Genomic DNA, 21879 nt, shown 5'->3' with positions numbered 1-21879 from the left:
AAGGCGCGGCCCTGTGAATTGAATTTTCGGCACGGTCCCGCGTTCGGGCCGGGCAACGAACGACAGGACGGGATGGTCAGGATGAAGCATTTCTTCAACCGCAGGGAAGACATCGTCACCGAGGCACTCGACGGCCTGCTTCTCTCGACCCCACAGGGACAGCTGGCGCGGCTTGATACCTACCCGGCGATCAAAGTGATCGTGCGCGCCGACTGGGACAAGTCGAAGGTCGCGGTCATCTCCGGCGGCGGCGCCGGCCACGAACCCTCCCATGCCGGCTTCGTCGGCTATGGCATGCTGACGGCGGCCGTTTCCGGCGAGATCTTCGCCTCGCCGAGCGTCGATGCCGTGCTGACGGCGATCCGTGCGGTGACGGGCGCGCCCGGCTGCCTGCTGGTGGTGAAGAACTACACCGGCGACCGGCTGAACTTCGGCCTGGCTGCGGAAAAGGCCCGCGCCGAGGGCTACAAGGTGGAGATGGTGATCGTCGCCGACGACATCGCCCTTCCCGACCTTCCCCAGCCGCGCGGCGTCGCCGGCACCCTCTTCGTCCACAAGATCGCCGGGCATCTCGCCGGTTCCGGGCAACGCCTCGAGGCAGTCGCGGCGGCGGCGCGCGCGGCCGCAGCAGACATCGTCTCGCTCGGCATGTCGCTGTCGACCTGCTCCATTCCCGGGCAAGCGCACGAGGACCGGCTGGGCCCAGGCGAGGGCGAGCTCGGCCTCGGCATCCATGGCGAGCCGGGCGCCGAGCGCATCGCCCTGCAGGAGGCGGCCGCGATCGTCGTGACCATGGCCGAGCGCCTTTCGGCGGCGATGAAACCCGGTGGCGACCATGCGCTTCTGATCAACAATCTCGGGTCCGTGCCGCCGCTGGAGATGGGCCTGATCGCCCGTGCCGTGCTGACGTCGCCGCTGGCCGAACGGGTCAGGCTCGTCATCGGCCCGGCGCCGCTGATGACGGCGCTGAACATGAACGGCTTCTCGCTTTCTCTGTTGCGGCTCGACGAGGAGAGGGCGGCGGCCTTGGCTTCCGGCGTCGGCCCGCGCGCCTGGATCGCACCCGTCGAACGTCACCCGATCTCCGTCGTCCCCGCACCGAACACCGCTGGTGCTCGGACCCCTGCAAAGGTGGGCGAGGCGCGGGCGACGGTCGACCCGGCCGCGGCCGGCGCCCTTCTCGAAGCCATCTGCAACCGGCTCGTGGCGATGGAAAACGAGTTGAACCGGCTCGACGCGCGCACCGGCGACGGCGACACCGGCTCGACGGCCGCGACCGGGGCCCGAAGCGTGCTGGCGCTGAAGTCGAAGCTCCCGCTTGCAGATCCGGCAGCGACGATGGCAGTGATCGGCGAGACGCTAGGGACCAGCATGGGCGGCTCCAGCGGTGTCCTGTTGTCGATCTTCTTCACCGCCGCGGCGCAGAAACACGGCGCCGGCGGTGATCTTCCCGCAGCGCTCGCAGCCGGCCTCGAGCGGATGACGTTCTACGGAGGTGCTGTACCCGGCGACCGGACCATGGTCGATGCGCTCGCGCCGGCGCTCGCAGCGCTGGCGAAGGAGGGCATCGCCGCAGCCGCGAAGGCGGCGCGCGCGGGTGCGGCTGCGACCGGCGGCATGACGCGGGCCAAGGCCGGCCGTTCGTCCTATCTCGGTGCGCGCGATCTCGAAGGCATTCCCGATCCCGGCGCCGAGGCCGTCGCGGCGGTCTTCGAGACCGCTGCTGCGACGATGGGCTGAGCGGGAAAATGAGGAGAGCAGGAACGTGGAAGCCGGCCAATCCTTCCTTCCGGGCCTGATCGCGGCATGCAGCGCGGTGATTGCGCTCAATGCCGATCGCCTCTGCCTGCTGGACCAGGAGATCGGCGACGGCGACCACGGAACCAACATGCGGCGCGGCTGCGAGGCGGTGTTCGAGGAGCGGGAAATGCTGGCGGGCCTTCCGCTGCCGCAGGCGCTGGAACGGGTCGGCATGACGCTGGTGATGTCGGTTGGCGGCGCATCCGGCCCGCTCTATGGGACCCTGCTGGTGGAGCTTGGCCGGGGCTTGGCCGGAGAAGAGCCCGGCGCGCGGCAGGATTTTTCTTCCGCCCTGTCGCGGGCAGTCGATGCCGTGGCGCGGCGCGGCCGATCGGGAGCCGGCGAAAAAACTTTGCTGGACGTGCTTTACCCCGTGCAGGCGGAGGTGCGAATGCAGTCCACGCTCGATAGCATCGCCACCGAGGCGCAGGCCGCGGCCGAACGCACCGTTGCGATGAAGGCCGGGCGCGGGCGGGCGTCCTTTCTCGGCGACCGTTCGATCGGGCATATGGATCCGGGCGCCTGCAGCTGCGCCCTGCTGACGGACGCGATCTGTCGCTACCTTGGGGAGTTGGAAGGAGCATGAAGGCCAATGGCGCAAATGTCGGGATCGTCATCGTGTCGCATTCACCCCTGATCGCCCGCGGCACGGCCGACATGATCCGCCAGATGGTGGGCGACAGCGTGCCGCTCTCGTGGTGCGGCGGCAACGCCGAGGGTGGCCTCGGCACCAGCGCAAGGGACATCCTGGCTGCGATCGGCGCCGCCTGGTCGGAGGCGGGCGTGGCGGTTTTCGTGGACCTCGGCGGGGCGGAGACCAACAGCGAGATGGCGATCGAAATGCTGGAACCTTCGCGCGCGCGCCGCGTCGCGATCTGCAATGCCCCGGTCGTCGAAGGCGCGGTGATCGCCGCTGCCGAGGCTTCCGGCGGCGCGACCCTGTCGAAGGTGGTGGCAACGGCGGAGGAGCTTTCCCCGTGAACGATCAGCGTCCCATTGCCGACCGGCCGCAAGATGCGGCTTCAGCCGTCGCCTTGGCGACGGTCGAGGTCACGCACGACATCGGCCTTCATGCCCGGCCATCGGTGGTCTTCACCCGGCTCGCCAAGTCCTTCCCCTGCGCGATCGGCGTCGAGGTGAACGGCGACGGCGTCTGGCTGAACGGCAAGAGCATCGTCAAGATCATGGGCGCGCGCATCAGAAAGGGCTTCGTTCTTTCGATCCGGGCCGAAGGTGCGGCGGCGGCCGAGGCTGTCGCAGCACTTCGCACCCTGGTCGAGCGGAATTTCGACGAAGAGAAGAGCCATGCCCGAAGCGCTTAGGCTGAAAGGGCAGGGGGCCTCTCCGGGAATTGCCCGCGGACCGGCCTATGTGATGGCGCCGGAGGATGGCCGCGCCAGGGGTGTCCGTGCGAATGGAAGCGATGCCGCACGGCTTGCCGAAGCGGTCGATCGCGCGGTCGAGGATCTGCGGGACCTCGCCGGACGCTCGGACCTGGAAAGTGCCGCGATCCTGGAATTCCAGATCGAAATGCTGCGCGACCCGGCCCTTCTCGAGCCGAGCCTCGAGCGAATGCACCGCGGAGCCGAAGCGGGCGTGGCCTGGGCGGCCACCATGGACGCCTACGTCGCCTCCTTCGAGGAGGCCGAGGACGAGCATATTCGTGCGCGCGGTGCAGACATGATGGACATCCGCCAGCAGGTGCTCCGGGCGCTGCATGGCGAGCGTCCGCCGGATTTCCCCCAGGGCTCGATTCTGGTCGGCCGCGATATCGCCCCGAGCCTGTTTCTGTCGCACGACTGGTCGCGGGGCGGCGGCATTGCGCTTTTCGGGGGCAGCGTCGCGAGCCATGTGGCGACGCTCGCCCGCAGCCGCGGCGTGCCGATGGTGGTCGGCGTGCCCAGCGCCGAGATCGAGACCGGAATGGAACTGGTGGTCGATGGCGACGACGGCGTGGTCGAGGACGGCAGCGCGGTTCCCGCGTCTGCGCTCGCTGCCGGTCGGGCTTCCGGCATCCCGGTGCCCATTGGCGAACCGGCCGTGGCGGCCGATGAATTTCCCTTGAGCACGGCCGACGGCATCCGGCTGACCCTGCAGGCCAACATCGACCATCCCTCGGAGCTTCGGCATCTTTCCCCCACCAACGTGGATGGAATCGGGCTGTTCAGGACCGAGTACCTGATGGCTTCGCCGGCCGATCTGGCCGACGAAGAGCGGCAGGTCGCAATCTACACCGAAATGCTCGCCTGGGCCGGTGGCCTCCCGGTGACGATCCGCCTCCTCGACTTCGGCGCCGACAAGCCGCCGCCCGGCGAAGCCACCGATCCCTCCTCCTTCCTCGGCCTGCGCGGCATTCGGCTGCTGCTCGCACGCCCGGACATGCTGCGCACGCAGGTGCGCGCGCTCCTGCGCGCGGCCCCCGCCGGGCGGCTGCGCGTGCTCCTGCCGATGGTGACGGCGCCATCGGAAGTCGAGCAGACGCGCGCCGTCTTTGCCGAGGAGGCCGCGCGGCTTTCCGCCCGTGGCGTCTCGCACGCCATGCCCCCGCTCGGCCTCATGGTCGAGGTCCCGGCCGCAGCCTTGATGCCGGAGGCCTTCGCGGCCGAGTTCTTCTCCTTCGGCACCAATGATCTCGCCCAGTATCTGTCCGCCAGCGCCCGCGACAACGCAGCCGTATCGCCGCTCTACGCGGCCGCGCGTGCAGCCGTCCTGCGGTTTCTGGCGATGACAGTGCCGCTGGTGGCGGCCACGGGCAGATCCGTCGGCATCTGCGGCGACCTCGCAGGCGATCCCACAGCACTTCCCGCACTCCTTTCCTGCGGCTTTCGGGATTTTTCCATGGCGCCGCGGCGAATGACGCTTGCGCGCGCGGCCCTTTCGCGCTTGAACGCCGACGGCAGCGAGGCAAGAGGCTGAAATGGCACGCGAGGCAGGCGAAGAGGCGACGGTCGCCTACAAGACGATCCTTGCGGACATCATCGACAATCGGCCGTCGGGTACGCGCCAGCGCCTTGCCACAGCACTCGGCAAGCACCGCAGCTTCGTCACCCAGATCACCAGCCCGACCTATGCGACCCCGCTGCCGTCGCGCCACCTCGCGACGATATTCCGCGTGTGCCACATGAGCGCGATGGAGCAGGAGCGCTTCCTGAACGCCTATGAGAAGGCTCATCCCGGCAAGCTGCCGGACCTGGCCCCGACCGATGGCCAGCGGGCTCTGGCGTTGAACGTTCCCGATTTCGGCGACGAGCAGAAGAACCGCCAGTTCGACGAGGCCGTGTCGGAGTTCGTGGCGAAGCTCTCGGCGCTGCTCTGATGCACTGCGTCTGCAATCCGGGCCGAAACGAACAGTACGGAACGGACTTGAGGGATGTTCCCGGCATGAACTAGGATCGTGCCGGGCGGAGGAGGAGCATGAAGAAATTCATGAACACGGCGGATCGGATCGTCGCCGACAGCCTCGAGGGCTTCGTTGGGGCGCACGAGGAATCCGTCGTGTTTGGAACCGGGGCCCGCAACATACGCCGCCGCGAATTGCGGCCCGGAAAAGTGGCGGTCATCTCCGGCGGCGGAGCCGGGCACGAGCCGATGCATATCGGCTTCGTCGGCCCCGGCATGCTCGACGCAGCCTGCGTCGGCCATATCTTCACCTCGGCCACGCCCGATCAGATCCATGCCGCGATCGTCGAGTGCGACACGGGTGCCGGCGTGCTGCTCGTCGTCAAGAACTACGACGGCGACGTCATGAATTTCGAGATGGCCGCGGAGATGGCGACCGCATCGGGCCACAAGGTCGAGACGGTGATCGTCAACGACGATATCGCCACCCATGCCGCCCCGCGCAGTTCCGGCCGGCGCGGCGTCGCCGGCACGCTCGTGGTGGAGAAGATCGTCGGCGCGGCGGCCGAAGCCGGCATGGTGCTCGCCGGGCTTAAGGCCCTGGGCGAGCGGACGGTCGCTGCCACCCGCAGCATGGGCGTCGCCATCCGGGGCGCCACCGTGCCTGCCTCCGGCCGCGCCGCCTTCACGCTTTCGTCGGAAGAAATGGAGGTCGGCGTCGGCATTCACGGCGAACCCGGGCGCACGCGCGCCGCATTTGAGCCGGCCGACAGAATCGCGGACCTGCTGTGCGCTGAAATCCTCGCCGATCTGGCGGCGCCCGCCGAAGCATCCGTGCTGCTCTTCGTCAACGGCTTCGGTGGCACGCCGGCGTCCGAACTCTATCTGATGTACGGCCTTGCCCGCGTACGGCTGGAACGAGGCGGCCTTCAGGTCGCCCGCTCGCTCGTCGGCACCTACGTGACCTCGCTCGACATGGCCGGGCTTTCGATTACCGTCTCGCTGCTCGACGAGCAGCGTGCGCGCCTATGGGATGCCACGGTCTCCACGGCCGCGCTGCGCTGGGGCGTCTGAGCGCGAGCGTCTGGCATTTCCTCATCTTGCAAGGACGGCGGTCGATTGCGGCCGCCGTCCGTTTGCGCTTGCGTCCTGTAAGGCGGGGGCGCCGCGTTTCAGGCCCGCTTGATCACCTTGATCAGCAACAGCAGGATGATGGCCCCGATCGTCGCATGGATGATCGCCCAGAGGATGCCGCCGCCCACGCCTATTCCGAGCCGTGGCAAAAGGAAGCCGGCGATGAAGGCTCCGACGATGCCGATGACGATGTTGCCGAGCAGGCCGAATCCGAAGCCGGATACGATCAGGCCCGCGAGCCACCCTGCAATTGCGCCGACGATAAGAAAGACAATGATGCTCTCGATACCCATGTGCACGCCTCCCGAGCGCGGATTGGAAACACCTGCGAGCATTGATTGAAGGCGAAGAGATTACAAGACCTTATCTTCGCCTCTGCGCGGATTGCGCGCACTGTTCCCCAGCCGGCGTGTCTTGCGGCCGGGCGGGGGGCATGCGAAGAGTGCGACGGACCTGGGAGCGCAACCGTCGCCGGCACCATCCCGATCTCCGAATTTTCGGTCGGCGGAAAATGCAGTGCAGCGAGGTGGGAGTTATGACCAAGACGGATATTGCCCGTCGCGTATACGACAATGCCTGGAAGCTCGACCCGGTCGTGCGCAGCCTGCTGGATACGGATTTCTACAAGCTCCTGATGCTGCAGATGATCTGGAAGCTCTATCCGGATGTCGATGCCACCTTCTCGCTGATCAACCGCACGAAGACGGTGCGCCTCGCCGACGAGATCGACGAACAGGAACTGCGCGACCAGCTGGATTTTGTCCGCACGCTGCGCTTTACCAAGAAGGAAATGATCTGGCTCGCCGGCAACAGCTTCTATGGCCGCAAGCAGATCTTCTCGCCCGAATTCCTCGCCTGGCTGGCCGATTTCCAGCTGCCGGAATATCACCTGGCACGCAAGGAAGGTCAGTATGAGCTTACCTTCCCGGGCAAGTGGTCGCACACGACGATGTGGGAGATCCCGGCCCTTGCGATCATCAACGAATTGCGCTCCCGCACTGCCATGAAGGATATGGGGCCGTTTGCGCTCGACGTGCTCTATGCACGCGCAAAAGCAAAGATGTGGTCCAAGGTCGAACAGCTCAGCGCCCACCCCCAGCTGCGCATCTCCGATTTCGGCACCCGCCGCCGGCACTCCTTCCTGTGGCAGCGCTGGTGCGTGGAGGCGCTGAAGGAGGGGATCGGCCATTCGTTCTCTGGAACCAGCAACGTGCTGCTGGCCATGGACACGGATCTCGAAGCGCTCGGCACCAATGCCCATGAACTGCCGATGGTGGCGGCGGCACTGGCGCGAAACGACGCCGAACTGGCAGATGCGCCCTACAAGGTGTTGCAGGACTGGAACCAGCTCTATGGCGGCAACCTCCTGATCGTGCTTCCCGACGCCTTCGGCACGGCTGCATTCTTGAAGAACGCGCCGGACTGGGTGGCCGACTGGACCGGCTTCCGCCCCGACAGCGCGCCGCCGATCGAAGGCGGCGAGAAGATCATTGCCTGGTGGAAGAAGATGGGTCGCGATCCGCGCGAGAAGCTGCTGATCTTCTCCGACGGTCTCGACGTCGACACCATCATCAGGACCTACGAGCATTTCAAGGGCCGGGTGCGCATGAGCTTCGGCTGGGGCACGAACCTCACCAACGACTTCGTCGGTTGCGCCCCGCAGCCCTTCCGCGGGCTGGATCCGATCTCCGTCGTCTGCAAGGTCACGGACGCCGGCGGCCGCCCGGCCGTGAAGCTCTCCGACAACCCGCGCAAGGCGACCGGCGATCCGGCGGAGGTCGAACGCTACCTCAAGTTCTTCGGGACGGAGGACTTCGTCGAGCAGGCGGTGAAGGTGTAGGGGCTAGCTGTCCGCATGACGGCCGCGGCGAAGCCGTCTTCTCTCCTCGGGGAGAAGTGCCGAACGCAGTGAGGCGATGAGGGGGGAGCCTCTTCGTCGCTTCTGTCAGATCGTACACGCTCAGCCAGCCGCGCCCCCTCATCCGGCGCTGCGCGCCACCTTCTCCCCGCAGGGGAGAAGAGGGAGATCGTTGTGCCCTCGGACCTCCGGCTTCGTGCGGATTCTCTCTTCACGTCGAACGAAGAAACTGGCCTCGTCCGCCTTTTGTGCTCCTTGGGAGCGAGCCCCTCATCCGCTTGCCAGCACCTTCTCCCCGCGGGCGGGGAGAAGGACGAGTGCCGCGACGTTTCCAGTCCCCTCTCCCCGCTTGCGGGGAGAGGGTTAGGGTGAGGGGCCGGGCGCCCTCAAACGATCCCGCCGCTTCCGCCCGCAACCGCTGGACGGTCCGCCGCCACCTTCGCCCGATACCCCGCTGCCCGATACGTTGCGACCGGGTCGATCGCGCCGCCGCCCTCGTGGCGGGCCATCGCCAGGATCGGCTCGACGTCGGTGCGGAACGCGGTCTTGAGCGTCTCGGATGCCATCAGCGCGTCATGCTCCTCCTGGTAGCCGGCGAGTGCTGCCCGATCGACGAGCAGGCCCTGCGCATAGGCGCGGCACACTTCAGTGGCGCTGCGCATCAGGCTCTCGATCGGGTCGGTGACGTTGTGGCTCTGGTCCAGCATGTGCGCCGGCGCGAACCCTTCCGCCTTGCGCTCCTCGGCGTTCACCAGCTCGTTGAAGACGAGGAACAGCCGGTAGGGATCGATCGAGCCGGTGTCGAGGTCGTCGTCGCCATACTTGGAATCGTTGAAGTGGAAGCCGCCGAGCTTGCCGAACTGGATCAGCCGGGCGACGATCATCTCGATATTCACGTTCGGCGCATGGTGGCCGAGGTCCACGAGGCAATAGGCCTTGTCGCCCAGTTCCTTGGCGATCAGGTAGTTGGTGCCCCAGTCCTGGACGACGGTGGAATAGAAGGCCGGCTCGTACATCTTGTGTTCGGAAAAGATGCGCCAGTCGTCGGGCAGATGCTTGTAGATCGCCTTCATCGCCTCGAGATAGCGCTCGAAGCTGCGCGTGAAGTCGGCCTGTCCGGGGAAGTTCGTGCCGTCGCCGATCCACACCGTCAGCGCTTTCGAACCGAGTTTGCGGCCGATCTCGATGCATTCGATGTTGTGCTCGATCGCCTGCCGGCGCGTTGCCGCGTTCGCATGCGAGAGCGAGCCGTATTTGTAGGAATGCTCCTGCTGCGGGGCGTCGGAAAAGGTGTTGGAGTTCATCGCGTCGAAGCCGAGGCCCAGCGCCGCGCCCTTTTCTTTCAGCGCCGAGAGGTCGCTGACCTTGTCCCAGGGAATATGCAGCGAAACGGTCGGCGTGGCCCGCGTCAGTTCGTGGATGACGGCGCAGTCCTCGAGCTTGTCGAAGATGTTGCGCGGCTCGCCTTCGCCCGGGAAGCGGGCAAAGCGCGTGCCGCCTGTGCCGACGCCCCAGGAGGGAACGGCGACGGCGTAGTTCGCGACCCTGCGCTTGACGGCGTCGATGTCGATGCCGCGCCGGGCAAGCTGCTCGCCGAGATGGGCATAGTCGCTGGCAAGCGCGTGCGCCTGCTTCGCGTTCTCGGCCGCGATCACGTCTTTTGAAATGATGTTCATGCTTCGTCCTCCCAAAATAGCTTGCGTTGAGATGGCCCCCCTCATCCGGCCTTCGGCCACCTTCTCCCCGTGGGGGAGAAGAGGGAACGCGCCGTACCGCATCGCCCGAACGCAGGCGCCTAATCTAAAACGTCCTCACCGAAGCGCCTGATCCGTACCATAGCGGCTCTTGCCGCAGTGTAGGGAACCCCCTCTTCTCCCCAGCGGGGAGAAGGTGGCCGAAGGCCGGATGAGGGGGCTTTTACCGCGTTCAGCCGTCATCGCGTGAACGACTGGGCGTTGCCGGCGTCCACGTTGATGATGTTGCCGGTCGACTTGGCCGACATGTCGGAGGCGAGGAAATAGATCGCCTCGGCGATGTCCTCCGGAAAGACGCTGCGCTTCAGCATGGAACGCTCGCGGTAATGCGCCTCCAGGTCGTCGGTCTTGTAGGTCGCGGCCCGCTGCTCCTTCCATTCGCCGGTCCAGATCTTCGAGCCGCGCAGGACCGCATCCGGATTGACGACGTTGACGCGGATCTGCTCGGACGCACCCTCCAGCGCCAGGCAGCGCGCGAGATGGATCTCGGCTGCCTTGGCGGTGCAGTAGGCGGCCGCACCCGGCGATGCCGCGAGGCCGTTCTTGGAGGCGACGAAGACGACGTTGCCGCCGGCCTTCTGCCTGCGGAAGATCCTGAACGCCTCGCGCGAGACGAGGAAATAGCCGGTGGCGAGAATGTCGATGTTCTTGTTCCAGAGCGAAAGCGTGGTCTCCTCGATCGGTGCGGATGAGGCGAGTCCGGCATTGGAAACGAGGATGTCGAGGCCGCCGAAGTCGACGAGCGTGTCGGCGAAGCTCTTTTCCACGAGCGCCTCGTCGGTGACGTTCATGGTGACGGAGCGGACGAAGTCCTTGCCGTAGCGGGCCGCCAGTTCCGACTGGGCGTTGGCCAACGCCTCCGCATCGATGTCGGCCAGCACGACGCAGGCCCCCTCGGCCATCAGCCGGTGTGCCGTTGCCTTGCCGATCCCGCCGGCACCGCCGGTGACGAGCGCAATGCGCCCGGCGAGGCTCTTGGGCTTCGGCATGCGCTGCAGCTTCGCTTCCTCCAGCAGCCAGTACTCGATGTCGAAGGCTTCCTGTTCCGGCAGCCCGACATAGGTCGAGACGCCCGACGCGCCGCGCATGACGTTGATGGCGTTGACGTAGAACTCCGCCGAGATGCGCGCTGTCGCCTTGTCCTTGGCAAAGGTGATCATGCCGACGCCGGGAACGAGATAGACGATCGCGTTCGGATCGCGAATCGCCGGACTGTTATCGTGCTTGCAGCGCTCGTAGTAGGCGGCATAGTCAGCACGGTAGGCTGCGATCGCATCGGCAAGGCCCGCGAGCGTGGCGTCGATGTCGGGCGTGGCCGGATCGAAGTCGATCACCAGCGGGCGGATCTTGGTGCGCAGGAAATGGTCCGGGCAACTGGTGCCCAGTGCTGCAAGCGGCGCCAGGTTCTTCGAGGTCACGAAGTCGAGCACGGCCGCGCTGTCGTCGAAATGGCCGACCTTGCTTTCCTCCGCGCCGATCAGGCCGCGGATGACGGGCATCAGCTTCTGCGCGACCGCGCGGCGCTCATCGGCAGGGAGTACGGGCTGGACGGCGCCACCGAAGGCAGGCGCCACATTGTTTGCCTCGAACCAGGCGATCGCCTTGTTGATGATCTCGATCGTCGTCTCGTAGCATTCCTTCGCCGTGCCCGCCCAGGTGAACAGGCCGTGGCTTTCGAGCACGACGCCGCGCGCCTTCGGGTTTTCCGTGCAGAACTTTTTCAGCCACAGACCCAGCTCGTAGCCGGGACGCTTCCAAGGCAGCCAGCCGATGTCGTCGCCGAAGATCTGGTGCGTCAGTTCGCGGCTGTTCTTAGAAGCGGCGATCGCGATGATCGCGTCGGGGTGCATATGGTCCACATGCGTGCGCGGCACGTAGGCGTGCAGCGGCGTGTCGATGGACGCTGCGCGCGGATTGAGGTTGAAGGTGCAGTGGGGGAGGTAGCCCACCATCTCGTCCTCGTGTTCGAGCCCCCGGTAGAGGCCCTTCAGCGCCTGCAGCTTGTCCATGTAGAGGGTGGAAAACCCGTCCATCTTGATAGTGCCGACGTCGCCGCCCGAGCCTTTGACCCAGAGCACCTCGACCGTGCCGCCGCCGAGCGGATCCTTCTCCATCACCTTGGCAGAGGTGTTACCGCCGCCATAGTTGGTGATGCGCTTGTCCGAGCCGAGAAGGTTCGAGCGATAGAGCAGGCGTTCGGACTCGCTCATTGCGGCCGCTTTCGCCTCGTCCCAGAGATTGGCAAGGCGCGACCCTTGTTGCTTGTCGAGCATCGGCATTTCCTCCCGGTCTTCCATGTCGCGACCCTCGGGCAATATCGGGGCCGCACCTCCAGTTCGGGGATTCAAATCTCACGGATGCGGCAACCGTGTCAATCACAAACGATCAAAAACAGTCATACTGCGCTGCACAATGAAAAAATATGATCAATCATGATTGACATTGCGCGATCGTGATGGAAGCATGCGATCAGTTGGGAGGAGCCATGCACGAGAAGGAAAGACATCGGATCATTCTGTCGGCCGTCCAGGACAAGCCCGTCGCCACGGTGCAGGAACTGGTGGACCTGACCGATAGCTCCGAAGCGACGATCCGTCGGGATATCGCAGCCCTGCACGTGCAGAAACGTCTGCGCCGCGTGCGCGGTGGTGCCGAAGCGATCAATCCGCCGCAGTTCGTCGGTCTTGCCGGCCGTCCGTTCAGCGTCAACGAGGCGCTGAACGCAAGGCAGAAGCAGGCGATTGCCAAGGAGGCAGTGGCGCTCTGCCAGGATGGCGAGCCGATCATCATCAATGGCGGCACGACCACCTTCCAGATGGTGCATTTCCTGGCGAACCGGCGCATGCAGGTGTTCACCAATTCCTTTCCGATCGCCGAGCACCTGCTGAAGCATTCGAAAAACACGGTGATGCTCTCCGGCGGCACGATCTATCGCGAGCAGAACATCATCCTGAGCCCGTTCGAGAATGACGTCACGCGCAACTTCTATGCGCGGCGCATGTTCATGGGCGCGCAGGGGCTCGGGCCGCTGGGCCTGATGGAGGCCGATCCGCTCCTGATCCAGGCCGAGCAGAAACTGATCGACCAGGCAGACGATCTAGTCGTGCTGGTCGATTCCTCGAAATTCAAGAAGCGCTCCAGCCTCATCCTGTGCGGGTTGAAGCGTATCGCAACGGTGATCACGGATTCGGGCATCGAGGACAGGGAAGCCTCGATGCTGGAGAATGCCGGCGTCAGCCTGATCGTCGCGGACGTTCGGGCGGCTGTTCCGGTGGAGAATGCTCCCTCGCAGGCATAGAGCCGGTCGGGGAGGGGATGGAACCAGTCAGGGAGGACTAGGACATGAAGATCTGGAAAGCATTGCTCGTCGCAGCGGCTGTTTCGACAGCGCTCGTCGGAAACGTCGCCAACGCGGCGGACAAGAAGATCGCGCTCGTGGTGAAGGCGCTCGGCATCGGCTTCTTCGAGGCCGCCAACAAGGGCGCGCAGGAAGCGGCGAAGGAACTCGGCAACGTCGAGGTGATCTATACGGGCCCGACGACGACCACGGCCGAAGGGCAGATCGAGGTGATCAACTCGCTGATCGCCCAGAAGGTCGACGCGATCGCGGTCTCGGCCAACGACACCGACGCGCTGGTGCCGGCGCTGAAGAAGGCGATGGACCGCGGCATCAAGGTGATCTCCTGGGATTCCGGCGTTGCTCCGGAAGGCCGCTCGATGCACCTGAACCCGTCTTCCAGCGCGCTGATCGGCAACATGTGCGTCAAGATGGCCGCCGACCACTTGCCCGAGGGCAAGGGCGACGTGGCGATCCTGTCGGCAACGGCAACCTCGACCAACCAGAACGTCTGGATCGAGGAGATGAAGAAGGTCCTGCCGAACTATCCGGGCGTCAACATCGTCACCACCGTCTATGGCGACGACCTGGCCGACAAGTCCTACCGCGAGACGCAAGGGCTCATTCAGTCCTATCCGGACCTGAAGGCGATCATCGCGCCGACCTCCGTCGGCATCGTGGCCGCCGCCCAGGCCGTCTCGGATGCAGGCAAGACCGGCCAGATCAACGTGACCGGCCTCGGCCTTCCATCCGAAATGGCCGGCCACGTGAAGTCCGGCGCGTCCAAGTCGTTCGCGATCTGGAACCCGATCGACCTCGGTTATTCCGCCACCATGATCGCCAATGACCTGATCGACGGCGCGGAAGCCAAGCCCGGCGCCGAACTGAACATGGGCCGCATGGGCAAGGTCAAGCTGGACGACAAGAACGAAGGCGCCATGGCCGATCCGTTCGTCTACGACGCCTCGAACGTCGAGGAATTCGCCAAGATCTTCTGATGGGAGATGTCCCCTTCTCCCCTCGGGAAGAAGGTGGCCGAAGGCCGGATGAGGGGGAAGCCGCGGACTCTGTGCCGGACAACCCCCTCATCGCCTCGCCTACGCTCGGCACTTCTCCCCGCTGGGGAGAAGAGGACAACGCGGTCGCGCGACCGCGTCGATATTCGTTTCGAAAACTGAGAAGTGGGCCCAGCCTTGCTGCAGGACACGACCACATCGCGGATGAAGCCGGCGATCGCGCTGGAGGGGATATCCAAGTCCTTTCCCGGCGTGCAGGCGCTCGCCGACGTCTCGCTGTCGCTCTATCCGGGCTCCGTGACCGCCCTGGTCGGCGAGAACGGCGCCGGCAAGTCGACGCTGGTGAAGATCCTTACGGGTATCTACCAGCCGGACGGCGGCACCATCCGCGTCGACGGTGTCGAGACGCACTTTGCGGCCGCAAGTGCTGCCGCCAAGGCCGGCGTCACCGCGATCCACCAGGAGACGGTGCTCTTCGACGAGCTTTCCGTCGCCGAGAACATCTTCCTCGGCCATGCCCCGCGCACTCGGTTCGGCCTGATCGACTGGGCAAGGATGAACGCCGATGCCCGCACGCTTCTGGAACGGGTCGGCGCGAGTCTCGAGCCCTCGATCCGCCTGCGCGATCTCGGCATCGCCAGCAAGCATCTGGTGGCGATCGCGCGCGCGCTCTCGATCGATGCCCGCGTGGTCATCATGGACGAGCCGACCGCAGCACTCTCCTACAAGGAGATCCACGAACTCTACGAACTGATCGACCGGCTCAAGGCCGACGGCAAGGCGATCCTCTTCATCAGCCACAAGTTCGACGAGATCTTCCGCATCGCCGACCGCTACACCGTCTTCCGGGATGGCCGCATGGTGGGCGAGGGACTGATCGGCGAGACGACGCAGGACGACCTCGTGCGCATGATGGTCGGTCGTGACGTCGGGCAAGTCTTCCCCAAGCAGGAAGTGGCGATCGGCGAGCCGGTCCTGACCGTTTCCGGCTACCGCCATCCGACCGAATTCGAGGACATCAATTTCGAACTGCGCCGCGGCGAGATCCTCGGTTTCTACGGCCTCGTCGGCGCCGGGCGCTCGGAGTTCATGCAGTCGCTGATCGGCATCACCCGCCCGTCCGCCGGCGCCGTGCGGCTGGATGGAAAGGTCCTGGTCATCCGTTCGCCGGCTGAAGCAATCGAGGCGGGCATCGTCTACGTCCCGGAAGAGCGCGGCCGGCAGGGCGCGATCATCGGCATGCCGATCTTCCAGAACGTCACGCTGCCGTCCTTGACCCGCACGTCGCGTTCCGGCTTCCTGCGCATGGCCGAGGAATTCCGGCTGGCGCGCGAATACACCTCGCGATTGGACCTGCGCGCCGCCTCCCTCGACCAGGACGTCGGCACGCTGTCGGGCGGCAACCAGCAGAAGGTCGTCATCGCCAAGTGGCTGGCGACGAAGCCGAAGGTGATCATCCTCGACGAGCCGACCAAGGGCATCGACATCGGCTCGAAAGCCGCTGTCCACGCCTTCATGAGCGAACTGGCTGCCCAGGGTCTCAGCGTCATCATGGTCTCCTCGGAGATCCCCGAGATCATGGGCATGTCGGATCGCGTCATCGTCATGCGCGAGGGCAGGATGGTCGGCCAGTTCGAGCGCGCCGAGCTTTCGGCGGAGAAGCTGGTTCGCGCTGCCGCAGGCATTTCGGAGATAGCGCCATGAACATGCTTCTGAAGAACCGCGAAGCGCTGCTGGTCGTGGCGATCCTGGCGCTGGTCGCGCTGATCACGCTGCGCTTTCCCGGCTTCATCGCCCCCGCCAATCTCGGTCGCGTCTACAACGACACCTCGATCCTGATCATCCTGGCGCTCGGCCAGATGGCGGTGATCCTCACCCGCTGCATCGACCTGTCGATGGCGGCGAACCTTGCGCTGTGCGGCATGGTCGCGGGCCTTATTAACGTCGCCTTTCCCGGCCTGCCGATCCCGCTGGTGATCGTCGCGGTGGTAGCTTTGGGTGCGGCCCTTGGCTCGATCAACGGCCTGCTCGTCTGGAAGCTGAACATCCCGCCGATCGTGGTGACGCTCGGGACGCTGACGATCTTCCGCGGCACGATCTTCCTGCTGACCGGCGGCCAGTGGATCAATGCCCACCAGATGAGCGCAGCCTTCAAGGGCCTGCCGCGGGCCGATCTCTTCGGCATCCCCGCGCTCTCCTGGTTCTCGGTCCTCATCGTCGCTCTCATGTTCGTCGTGATGACCCGCACCGCGACGGGCCGGGCCTTCTTCGCCGTCGGCGGCAATCCGCATGCCGCGGTCTATACCGGCATCGATGTCGGCCGCACCCGCTTCCTCGCCTATTGCCTTTCCGGCGCGCTGGCCGGCCTTTCCGGCTATCTCTGGGTGTCGCGCTACGCGGTCGCCTATGTCGACATCGCGCTCGGCTTCGAACTCGATATCATCGCCGCCTGCGTGATCGGCGGCATCTCGATCGCCGGCGGCATCGGCTCGGTGCCGGGTGCGGTCCTTGGCGCTCTCTTCCTCGGCATCATCAAGAACGCGCTGCCGGTCATCAACATCTCGCCCTTCGCCCAGATGGCGATCTCCGGCATGGTCATCATCATCGCCGTCGCCGTCAATGCGCGCGCCGAACGGCGCAAGGGCAGGGTCATTCTCAAGAAGGCGGAGGCACACTGATGGCCGAGGCACATGTCCAGATCCGCCATATCCCCGACCGGCTGCAGAGCCGGGGATCCCGCCTGCTGAAGAGCTGGGAGAGCCTGCTGGTGGTGGTGGCGCTCCTGATCTTCGTCGCCAATTCTCTGGCGTCCCCCTATTTCCTCGACCCCTGGAACCTGTCCGACGCGACCTTCAACTTCACCGAAAAGGCGATGATCGCCTTTGCCATGGCGCTCGTCATCATTGCCGGCGAGATCGATCTCTCGGTCGCTTCGATCGTGGCGCTGACCTCGACCGCCATGGGCTATGCCGCAAGCCAGGGCCTCGGCACGCCGGCGCTGGTGGCGGTCGGCCTGGCGGTGGGCCTTGCCTGCGGCGCCGTCAACGGCCTGCTCGTGACCCGGCTCGGGCTGCCCTCGATCGTCGTCACGATCGGCACCATGAGCCTGTTCCGCGGCATTGCCTTCATCATCCTCGGCGACCAGGCCTTCACCGAGTATCCGGCAAGCTTTGCCTGGTTTGGGCAGGGCTACGTCTGGTGGGTGTTCTCGTTCGAGTTCTGCCTGTTCCTGGGCTTCGCCGTCGTCTACGCGGTGATCCTGCACATGACGAACTTCGGCCGCGCAGTCTATGCGATCGGCAACAACCAGACGGCAGCACTCTTCTCCGGCGTGCGGGTGGCGCGGGTGAAGTTCACCCTGTTCCTGCTCACTGGCCTGATGTCGGCGGTCGCCTCGATCTGCCTGACCTCGCGGCTCGGCTCGACCCGCCCCTCGATCGCGCTCGGCTGGGAGCTGGAAGTGGTGACGATGGTGGTGCTCGGCGGCGTCAGCATCCTCGGCGGCTCCGGCACGATCGGCGGCGTGGTGCTGGCGGCCTTCATCATGGGCATGGTCACCTTCGGCTTCGGCCTGCTCAACGTGCCCGGCATCGTCATGTCGATCTTCATCGGCCTGCTGCTGATCTCTGTGATCGCGCTGCCGATCCTCTATACGCGCCTGAAGCGGCGCATGGCGCACTGAGGGTCTGATGGAAAAGGTTGCCTTCCGCATGCGCCTCAACCCCGGCATGGCCGAGGAATACAAGGCGCGGCACGACGCGATCTGGCCGGAGCTTGCGGCCTTGCTGAAGGAGGCCGGCATCTCCGACTACTCCATCCATCTGGACGAGGAGACCGATATTCTCTTCGGCGTGCTCTGGCGGCGCGACGATCACACGATGGACAGCCTCCCGCAGCACCCGGTGATGAAGCGCTGGTGGGCGCACATGGCCGACATCATGGAGACGAGGCCGGACAACGAACCGGTCGCCGTTCCACTCCGCACCGTCTTCCACATGGAATGAGCAGCAAGCCCATGGCCCGCACGATCGCCGTCATCGACATCGGCAAGACGAATGCCAAGGTCGCGCTCGTCGATGGCGAGAGCTTCGGCGAGATTGCCGTACGCACCACGCCCAACGGCGTCGTGGACGCGCCGCCCTATCCGCATTTCGACACCGAACGGCTCTGGGCCTTCATTCTCGACAGCCTGAAAGCGCTGAACACCGAGCGCCGGATAGATCGCATATCTGTCACGACGCACGGCGCGACTGCGGCTCTGGTGGACGAAAACGGCGCTCTGGCCCTGCCGGTACTGGACTATGAGCATGCGGGTCCCCAGGAGTTGCTCGCAGAGTACGAAGCCGTTCGCCCGGCCTTCTCAGAGACGGGAACGCCGAGGCTGCCCGTCGGCCTGAACGCCGGCATGCAGCTTTATTGGCAGTCACGCCGTTTTCCCGAGGCGTTCGGGCGGGCCGCCGCCATCCTGATGTATGCGCAGTACTGGTCGTATCGGTTGACCGGCGTGCTGTCCGGCGAGGTCACCTCGCTCGGCTGCCACGCCGACCTGTGGGAGCCGGTGAACCGCCGCTATTCCACGCTGGTGACCGGACAGGGCTGGAGCCGGCTGATGCCGCCTCTGCGCAAGGCCTCCGACGTGCTCGGGCCGCTCCTGCCAGAGCTTGCGGCCGTGACCGGACTGGATGCGGAGACGCCCGTCCATTGCGGTATCCACGATTCCAATGCCTCGCTCCTGCCCTATGTCCTGACCACGCCTTCGCCCTATGCGGTCGTCTCGACCGGCACCTGGGTCGTCTGCATGGCGATGGGCGCCCGGCACTGCGAACTGGACGAGCGGCGCGATACGCTCGTCAACGTCAATGCGCTGGGAGACCCGGTTCCGTCCGCCCGCTTCATGGGCGGCCGCGCCTTCTCGCTCCTCGGCGGCAGGAATGCGCCCGTCGGCGACGACGCAGTCGCCTCCGTCCTGGCGCGGCAGGCGATGATCCTGCCGTCCATTCCCGACGATTCCGGTCCCTTTCCGGGTCGGCAGGCGCGCTGGACGATCGACCGGGGACAACTCACGGAGGACGAAGCCCAGGTCGTGATCGCGTTCTATCTCGCCCTCATGAGCGCGACCTGTCTGTCGCTGATCGGCGCGGACGGGCCCGTCATCGTCGAGGGGCCGTTTTCGGGCAACAGTCGATATCTGGCGATGCTGGAGGCGGCCACGGGCAGGCGCGTGCTTGTGGGTGAAAGCGCCACGGGCACCAGTGTCGGTGCCGCCTGCCTGGCTGTGGAAGGGGTGCCGAGACCGCGCTTGCGGCCGGTGGAGCCGCCGCTGCCCGAGGCTGCGGCGGCCTATGTCGAAAAATGGCGCAGCCTCGCTGGCGATTGAGGCGCCGTGGGCACCCCGATCCGTGGCCGGCCAAAGATTTCAGATCAGAAAATCGCCGTTGCCCGGACGGGCTGGCGGCGGTCTAAGCCGATCAGCGTTGCGACCGCTGCTAGCGTTGCGACAGTCAAGATCAATGCACTCAACCAAAGAACAATCATTGCTCATTCCCAAGGACATCATCGTCTGGAAAGCACTTCTAGCACCCGAAGCTTGCTTTTGCCTTGCCAAATATTGGCCCAGACACCGCCCGGCCTAGCGAATTCTAGGGATATGGCGGCCGCAGCACGGCCGAAAGGCGCGCAAACGCGTGGGCGGCCGGGGCCGCGGTCCCGTGAAAGTACAGCCATGCCGCAGCGCATTAACCTTCAGGCAAGGAATTAACCATAAACATGGTCCCACGCGTCGGAATGGGCAAACTCACCATTTCCCACTCAGGCATGATGCCGTACCGCCCGTACCGGTTTCGACCCGGTATCAAGCTTCACCGAAATTGACCATGGACAGGCGAAGGGCGGATTCGGCCCGACGCGCGATCGACGCCGTGCGGGAACACGAAAACCGCAGGACGTTGCCTCCCCCATGGGCGAATTCACCGGCTTGGCCAGCAATGGCCGGGATACTGCATTTGTGCATGGGGATGAAAAGTGCAGGAGACGCCAGCAGAACAGGCTCAGACGGGGCAGGCGACAAGCCTTCGCGACCGGCTGAGATTTGCTGGCCTGGAACCCGCGCACGGCGACATCCTCCGCGACCATCGCCAGACCCTCGAGCGCCATGTCGAAGGTGCCCTTCGCGATCTCTTCCAGCGCTTCCAGACCTTTCCCGACGCCTCCCGGCAGTTCCAGAGCGAACGCGCGATCGATCGCCTGCATGATCTCCATGCCTCCCACTGGAGCGTCCTGACCGACGCGCGCTTCGACAGCCTCTATGCGGAGCGGGTGAAGGTCCTGGCGGACGCCGAGAGCCAGATGGGCCTTGATCCGCGCTGGCGCCTTTCCGGCCACACCATCGTTATGGAACACGTCGTCGACGGACTACTGGAGGAATACTGGCCGAAGTCCATCCTGTCGGGCGCGAAGAACGCCCGCCGCAAGGAACTTTCGGAGCTTCTCACCGCCTTCGTCCGCGTCGCCATGGTCGATGCGGAGATCGGCGTCTCGCTGCGTTTCAACGAGCTCCGCCACACCCATCACCGGGCGCTGGGCGAACAGCGCAAGGCCGACCATGGCGCATTTGAGCTCGCCTTCGGTGAGGTGATCGGCAGCCTTGCCAATCTCGATTTCACCCACAGGACCGGGGAGCAGATGCCGGAAGACTGGCGTGCGCTGGCCGGCACGCTCGATACCGCGCTGGAAGAGGTCGAGCGCCATCTCGGATCCGCCCTCGAGCGCGGCGAGGTTTCGGGCGCGATGGTGCAGTCCCTGTCCGACCAGGCCGGCCGTCTTGCCGAGCGCTCGAAGGCGCAGTCTTCCGAGCTCGCAGACACGGCCTCGACCATGATCGAGATCGCCGACCGCCTCAAGCTGAACCTTGCCGAGACGCGCAAGGCCGAGGCCGCCGCGCAGTCGACCCGCCAATCGGCCGAAAAGAGCGGCCGGATCGTCGGCGAGGCCATGTCGGCGATGGCCGACATCGAGGCGTCCGCCGAAAAGATCGGCCAGATCATCGGCGTCATCGACGAGATCGCATTCCAGACCAACTTGCTGGCGCTGAACGCCGGCATCGAGGCCGCGCGCGCCGGCGACAGCGGCCGCGGCTTTGCGGTGGTCGCGCAGGAAGTGCGCGCGCTGGCGCAGCGTTCGGCCGATGCGGCCCGCGAGATCAAGCAATTGGTCAGCGGCACCAAGGCGCAGGTCGAGGCAGGCGTCGACCACGTCAACCGCACCCAGGATGCGATCGGCAGCATTGTCGTGCAGGTGACGGGCATCAACGATGCGATCGCCGGCATCGCACGGGCCAGCGACGAGGGCGTCGGCAGGCTCGATGCGGTAGGCGCCGATCTCGGTCGCATCAGCGCCCAGGCCCGCGCCGATGTCGATCTGGCCGAAGGCCTCGATCGCGCCGGCGGCGATCTCCACACCGTCATCCTCGAACTCGGACAGACCATCCGCCAGTTTCATGTCCGCCAGCCGCAGCCTTCGGCTGCGCGCCAGGCCGACGTGGCCCGGCAGGTCTCTGATGCGCCTGCACCGGCCCCGGCGCCCGTTCGCGCAGTCGGATATGGGGGTCGATGATGCGACAGGAGCGGCCCTGCCACGAATTCT

The 21879-nt window shown here is 65.6% G+C and carries 19 protein-coding genes; 16 read left to right on the top strand and 3 right to left on the bottom strand.

The genetic code is table 11. From position 1 onward, the window contains the following. The first annotated feature begins 81 nt into the window (after nt 1-81). The 7 genes from GGQ64_RS22395 (at nt 82) to dhaK (ending at nt 6213) form a co-directional block, all read left to right on the top strand. Nucleotides 82-1740: a dihydroxyacetone kinase subunit DhaK gene (locus GGQ64_RS22395; RefSeq protein ID WP_183807560.1), complete on the top strand. Its 1659-nt coding sequence runs from the start codon at nt 82-84 to the stop codon at nt 1738-1740. A gap of 25 nt (nt 1741-1765) precedes the next feature. Then, nucleotides 1766-2386: a dihydroxyacetone kinase subunit DhaL gene (gene dhaL / locus GGQ64_RS22390; RefSeq protein WP_183807559.1), complete on the top strand. Its 621-nt coding sequence runs from the start codon at nt 1766-1768 to the stop codon at nt 2384-2386. After that, a complete protein-coding gene (gene dhaM, locus GGQ64_RS22385) occupies nt 2383-2781 on the top strand; it encodes a dihydroxyacetone kinase phosphoryl donor subunit DhaM (protein WP_183807558.1) in 399 nt (132 codons plus the stop codon). The genes dhaL and dhaM overlap by 4 nt, the downstream gene beginning before the upstream one ends. A gap of 14 nt (nt 2782-2795) precedes the next feature. Beyond that, entirely contained in the window at nt 2796-3122 is a 327-nt protein-coding gene (locus GGQ64_RS22380) for an HPr family phosphocarrier protein (protein WP_343059545.1), read from the top strand. Then, the gene (locus GGQ64_RS22375; RefSeq protein ID WP_183807556.1) at nt 3106-4716 is read left to right on the top strand and encodes a putative PEP-binding protein; all 1611 of its coding nucleotides are present in this window, start codon (nt 3106-3108) and stop codon (nt 4714-4716) included. Before GGQ64_RS22380 ends, GGQ64_RS22375 begins: the two co-directional genes overlap by 17 nt. 1 nt (nt 4717) lies before the next feature. Beyond that, entirely contained in the window at nt 4718-5116 is a 399-nt protein-coding gene (locus tag GGQ64_RS22370; RefSeq protein WP_183807555.1) for a hypothetical protein, read from the top strand. 98 nt (nt 5117-5214) lie between these two features. Continuing rightward, nucleotides 5215-6213, top strand: a complete 999-nt coding sequence (dhaK, locus tag GGQ64_RS22365; RefSeq protein ID WP_183807554.1) for a dihydroxyacetone kinase subunit DhaK — start codon at nt 5215-5217, stop codon at nt 6211-6213. Nucleotides 6214-6311: 98 nt separating this feature from the next. Here the strand turns inward: dhaK and GGQ64_RS22360 are convergent, their stop codons facing one another. Then, nucleotides 6312-6566 (bottom strand): GlsB/YeaQ/YmgE family stress response membrane protein, encoded by a 255-nt coding sequence (locus GGQ64_RS22360; RefSeq protein ID WP_183807553.1) that lies wholly within the window; start codon nt 6564-6566, stop codon nt 6312-6314. A gap of 242 nt (nt 6567-6808) precedes the next feature. Here GGQ64_RS22360 and pncB point away from each other — a divergent pair, with 242 nt between their 5' ends. Continuing rightward, complete coding sequence (pncB, locus tag GGQ64_RS22355) at nt 6809-8113, top strand: nicotinate phosphoribosyltransferase (protein WP_183807552.1); 1305 nt, start codon at nt 6809-6811, stop codon at nt 8111-8113. A 404-nt stretch (nt 8114-8517) separates the two neighbouring features. On the opposite strand, the gene rhaI is transcribed toward pncB, so the two are convergent. Then, a complete protein-coding gene (gene rhaI, locus GGQ64_RS22350) occupies nt 8518-9807 on the bottom strand; it encodes an L-rhamnose catabolism isomerase (RefSeq protein ID WP_183807551.1) in 1290 nt (429 codons plus the stop codon). Between the two features lie 257 nt (nt 9808-10064). After that, nucleotides 10065-12158 carry a bifunctional rhamnulose-1-phosphate aldolase/short-chain dehydrogenase gene (locus GGQ64_RS22345; protein WP_183807550.1) on the bottom strand — a complete coding sequence of 698 codons (2094 nt, stop codon included), beginning with the start codon at nt 12156-12158 and terminating at the stop codon, nt 10065-10067. A gap of 212 nt (nt 12159-12370) precedes the next feature. Here GGQ64_RS22345 and GGQ64_RS22340 point away from each other — a divergent pair, with 212 nt between their 5' ends. From GGQ64_RS22340 to GGQ64_RS28230, 8 genes are all read left to right on the top strand, one after another. Further along, the gene (locus GGQ64_RS22340; protein WP_183807549.1) at nt 12371-13183 is read left to right on the top strand and encodes a DeoR/GlpR family DNA-binding transcription regulator; all 813 of its coding nucleotides are present in this window, start codon (nt 12371-12373) and stop codon (nt 13181-13183) included. Between the two features lie 44 nt (nt 13184-13227). Then, on the top strand, nt 13228-14220 hold the full coding sequence (rhaS, locus tag GGQ64_RS22335) for a rhamnose ABC transporter substrate-binding protein (protein ID WP_183807548.1): 993 nt from the start codon (nt 13228-13230) through the stop codon (nt 14218-14220). Between the two features lie 222 nt (nt 14221-14442). Further along, on the top strand, nt 14443-15942 hold the full coding sequence (locus GGQ64_RS22330; protein ID WP_183807610.1) for a sugar ABC transporter ATP-binding protein: 1500 nt from the start codon (nt 14443-14445) through the stop codon (nt 15940-15942). Further along, entirely contained in the window at nt 15939-16916 is a 978-nt protein-coding gene (locus GGQ64_RS22325; RefSeq protein ID WP_183807547.1) for an ABC transporter permease, read from the top strand. The genes GGQ64_RS22330 and GGQ64_RS22325 overlap by 4 nt, the downstream gene beginning before the upstream one ends. Continuing rightward, entirely contained in the window at nt 16916-17920 is a 1005-nt protein-coding gene (locus tag GGQ64_RS22320) for an ABC transporter permease (RefSeq protein ID WP_183807546.1), read from the top strand. The genes GGQ64_RS22325 and GGQ64_RS22320 overlap by 1 nt, the downstream gene beginning before the upstream one ends. Nucleotides 17921-17927: 7 nt before the next feature. Then, the gene (rhaM, locus tag GGQ64_RS22315) at nt 17928-18242 is read left to right on the top strand and encodes an L-rhamnose mutarotase (protein ID WP_183807545.1); all 315 of its coding nucleotides are present in this window, start codon (nt 17928-17930) and stop codon (nt 18240-18242) included. Between the two features lie 11 nt (nt 18243-18253). Further along, nucleotides 18254-19615 carry an FGGY-family carbohydrate kinase gene (locus GGQ64_RS22310; protein WP_183807544.1) on the top strand — a complete coding sequence of 454 codons (1362 nt, stop codon included), beginning with the start codon at nt 18254-18256 and terminating at the stop codon, nt 19613-19615. 644 nt (nt 19616-20259) lie between these two features. Further along, nucleotides 20260-21849 (top strand): methyl-accepting chemotaxis protein, encoded by a 1590-nt coding sequence (locus tag GGQ64_RS28230; protein WP_210300362.1) that lies wholly within the window; start codon nt 20260-20262, stop codon nt 21847-21849. Nucleotides 21850-21879: the final 30 nt, after the last annotated feature.

The sequence above is a fragment of the Mycoplana azooxidifex genome, from assembly GCF_014196765.1.
GTDB classification, from domain to species: Bacteria; Pseudomonadota; Alphaproteobacteria; order Rhizobiales; family Rhizobiaceae; genus Mycoplana; species Mycoplana azooxidifex.
This window is presented reverse-complemented; position numbering and strand designations above follow the sequence as displayed.

Excerpts from the sequence above, each read along its gene's own strand:
- GGQ64_RS22320 (WP_183807546.1), top strand. The coding sequence starts at position 16,916 with ATGGCCGAGGCACATGTCCAGATCCGCCATATCCCCGACCGGCTGCAG.
- GGQ64_RS22370 (WP_183807555.1), top strand. The coding sequence starts at position 4,718 with ATGGCACGCGAGGCAGGCGAAGAGGCGACGGTCGCCTACAAGACGATC.
- dhaK (WP_183807554.1), top strand. The coding sequence starts at position 5,215 with ATGAAGAAATTCATGAACACGGCGGATCGGATCGTCGCCGACAGCCTC.
- rhaI (WP_183807551.1), bottom strand. The coding sequence starts at position 9,807 with ATGAACATCATTTCAAAAGACGTGATCGCGGCCGAGAACGCGAAGCAG.
- GGQ64_RS22395 (WP_183807560.1), top strand. The coding sequence starts at position 82 with ATGAAGCATTTCTTCAACCGCAGGGAAGACATCGTCACCGAGGCACTC.
- dhaM (WP_183807558.1), top strand. The coding sequence starts at position 2,383 with ATGAAGGCCAATGGCGCAAATGTCGGGATCGTCATCGTGTCGCATTCA.
- rhaM (WP_183807545.1), top strand. The coding sequence starts at position 17,928 with ATGGAAAAGGTTGCCTTCCGCATGCGCCTCAACCCCGGCATGGCCGAG.
- GGQ64_RS22345 (WP_183807550.1), bottom strand. The coding sequence starts at position 12,158 with ATGCTCGACAAGCAACAAGGGTCGCGCCTTGCCAATCTCTGGGACGAG.
- pncB (WP_183807552.1), top strand. The coding sequence starts at position 6,809 with ATGACCAAGACGGATATTGCCCGTCGCGTATACGACAATGCCTGGAAG.
- GGQ64_RS22330 (WP_183807610.1), top strand. The coding sequence starts at position 14,443 with ATGAAGCCGGCGATCGCGCTGGAGGGGATATCCAAGTCCTTTCCCGGC.
- GGQ64_RS22325 (WP_183807547.1), top strand. The coding sequence starts at position 15,939 with ATGAACATGCTTCTGAAGAACCGCGAAGCGCTGCTGGTCGTGGCGATC.
- GGQ64_RS22310 (WP_183807544.1), top strand. The coding sequence starts at position 18,254 with ATGGCCCGCACGATCGCCGTCATCGACATCGGCAAGACGAATGCCAAG.
- rhaS (WP_183807548.1), top strand. The coding sequence starts at position 13,228 with ATGAAGATCTGGAAAGCATTGCTCGTCGCAGCGGCTGTTTCGACAGCG.
- GGQ64_RS22340 (WP_183807549.1), top strand. The coding sequence starts at position 12,371 with ATGCACGAGAAGGAAAGACATCGGATCATTCTGTCGGCCGTCCAGGAC.
- GGQ64_RS22375 (WP_183807556.1), top strand. The coding sequence starts at position 3,106 with ATGCCCGAAGCGCTTAGGCTGAAAGGGCAGGGGGCCTCTCCGGGAATT.
- GGQ64_RS22360 (WP_183807553.1), bottom strand. The coding sequence starts at position 6,566 with ATGGGTATCGAGAGCATCATTGTCTTTCTTATCGTCGGCGCAATTGCA.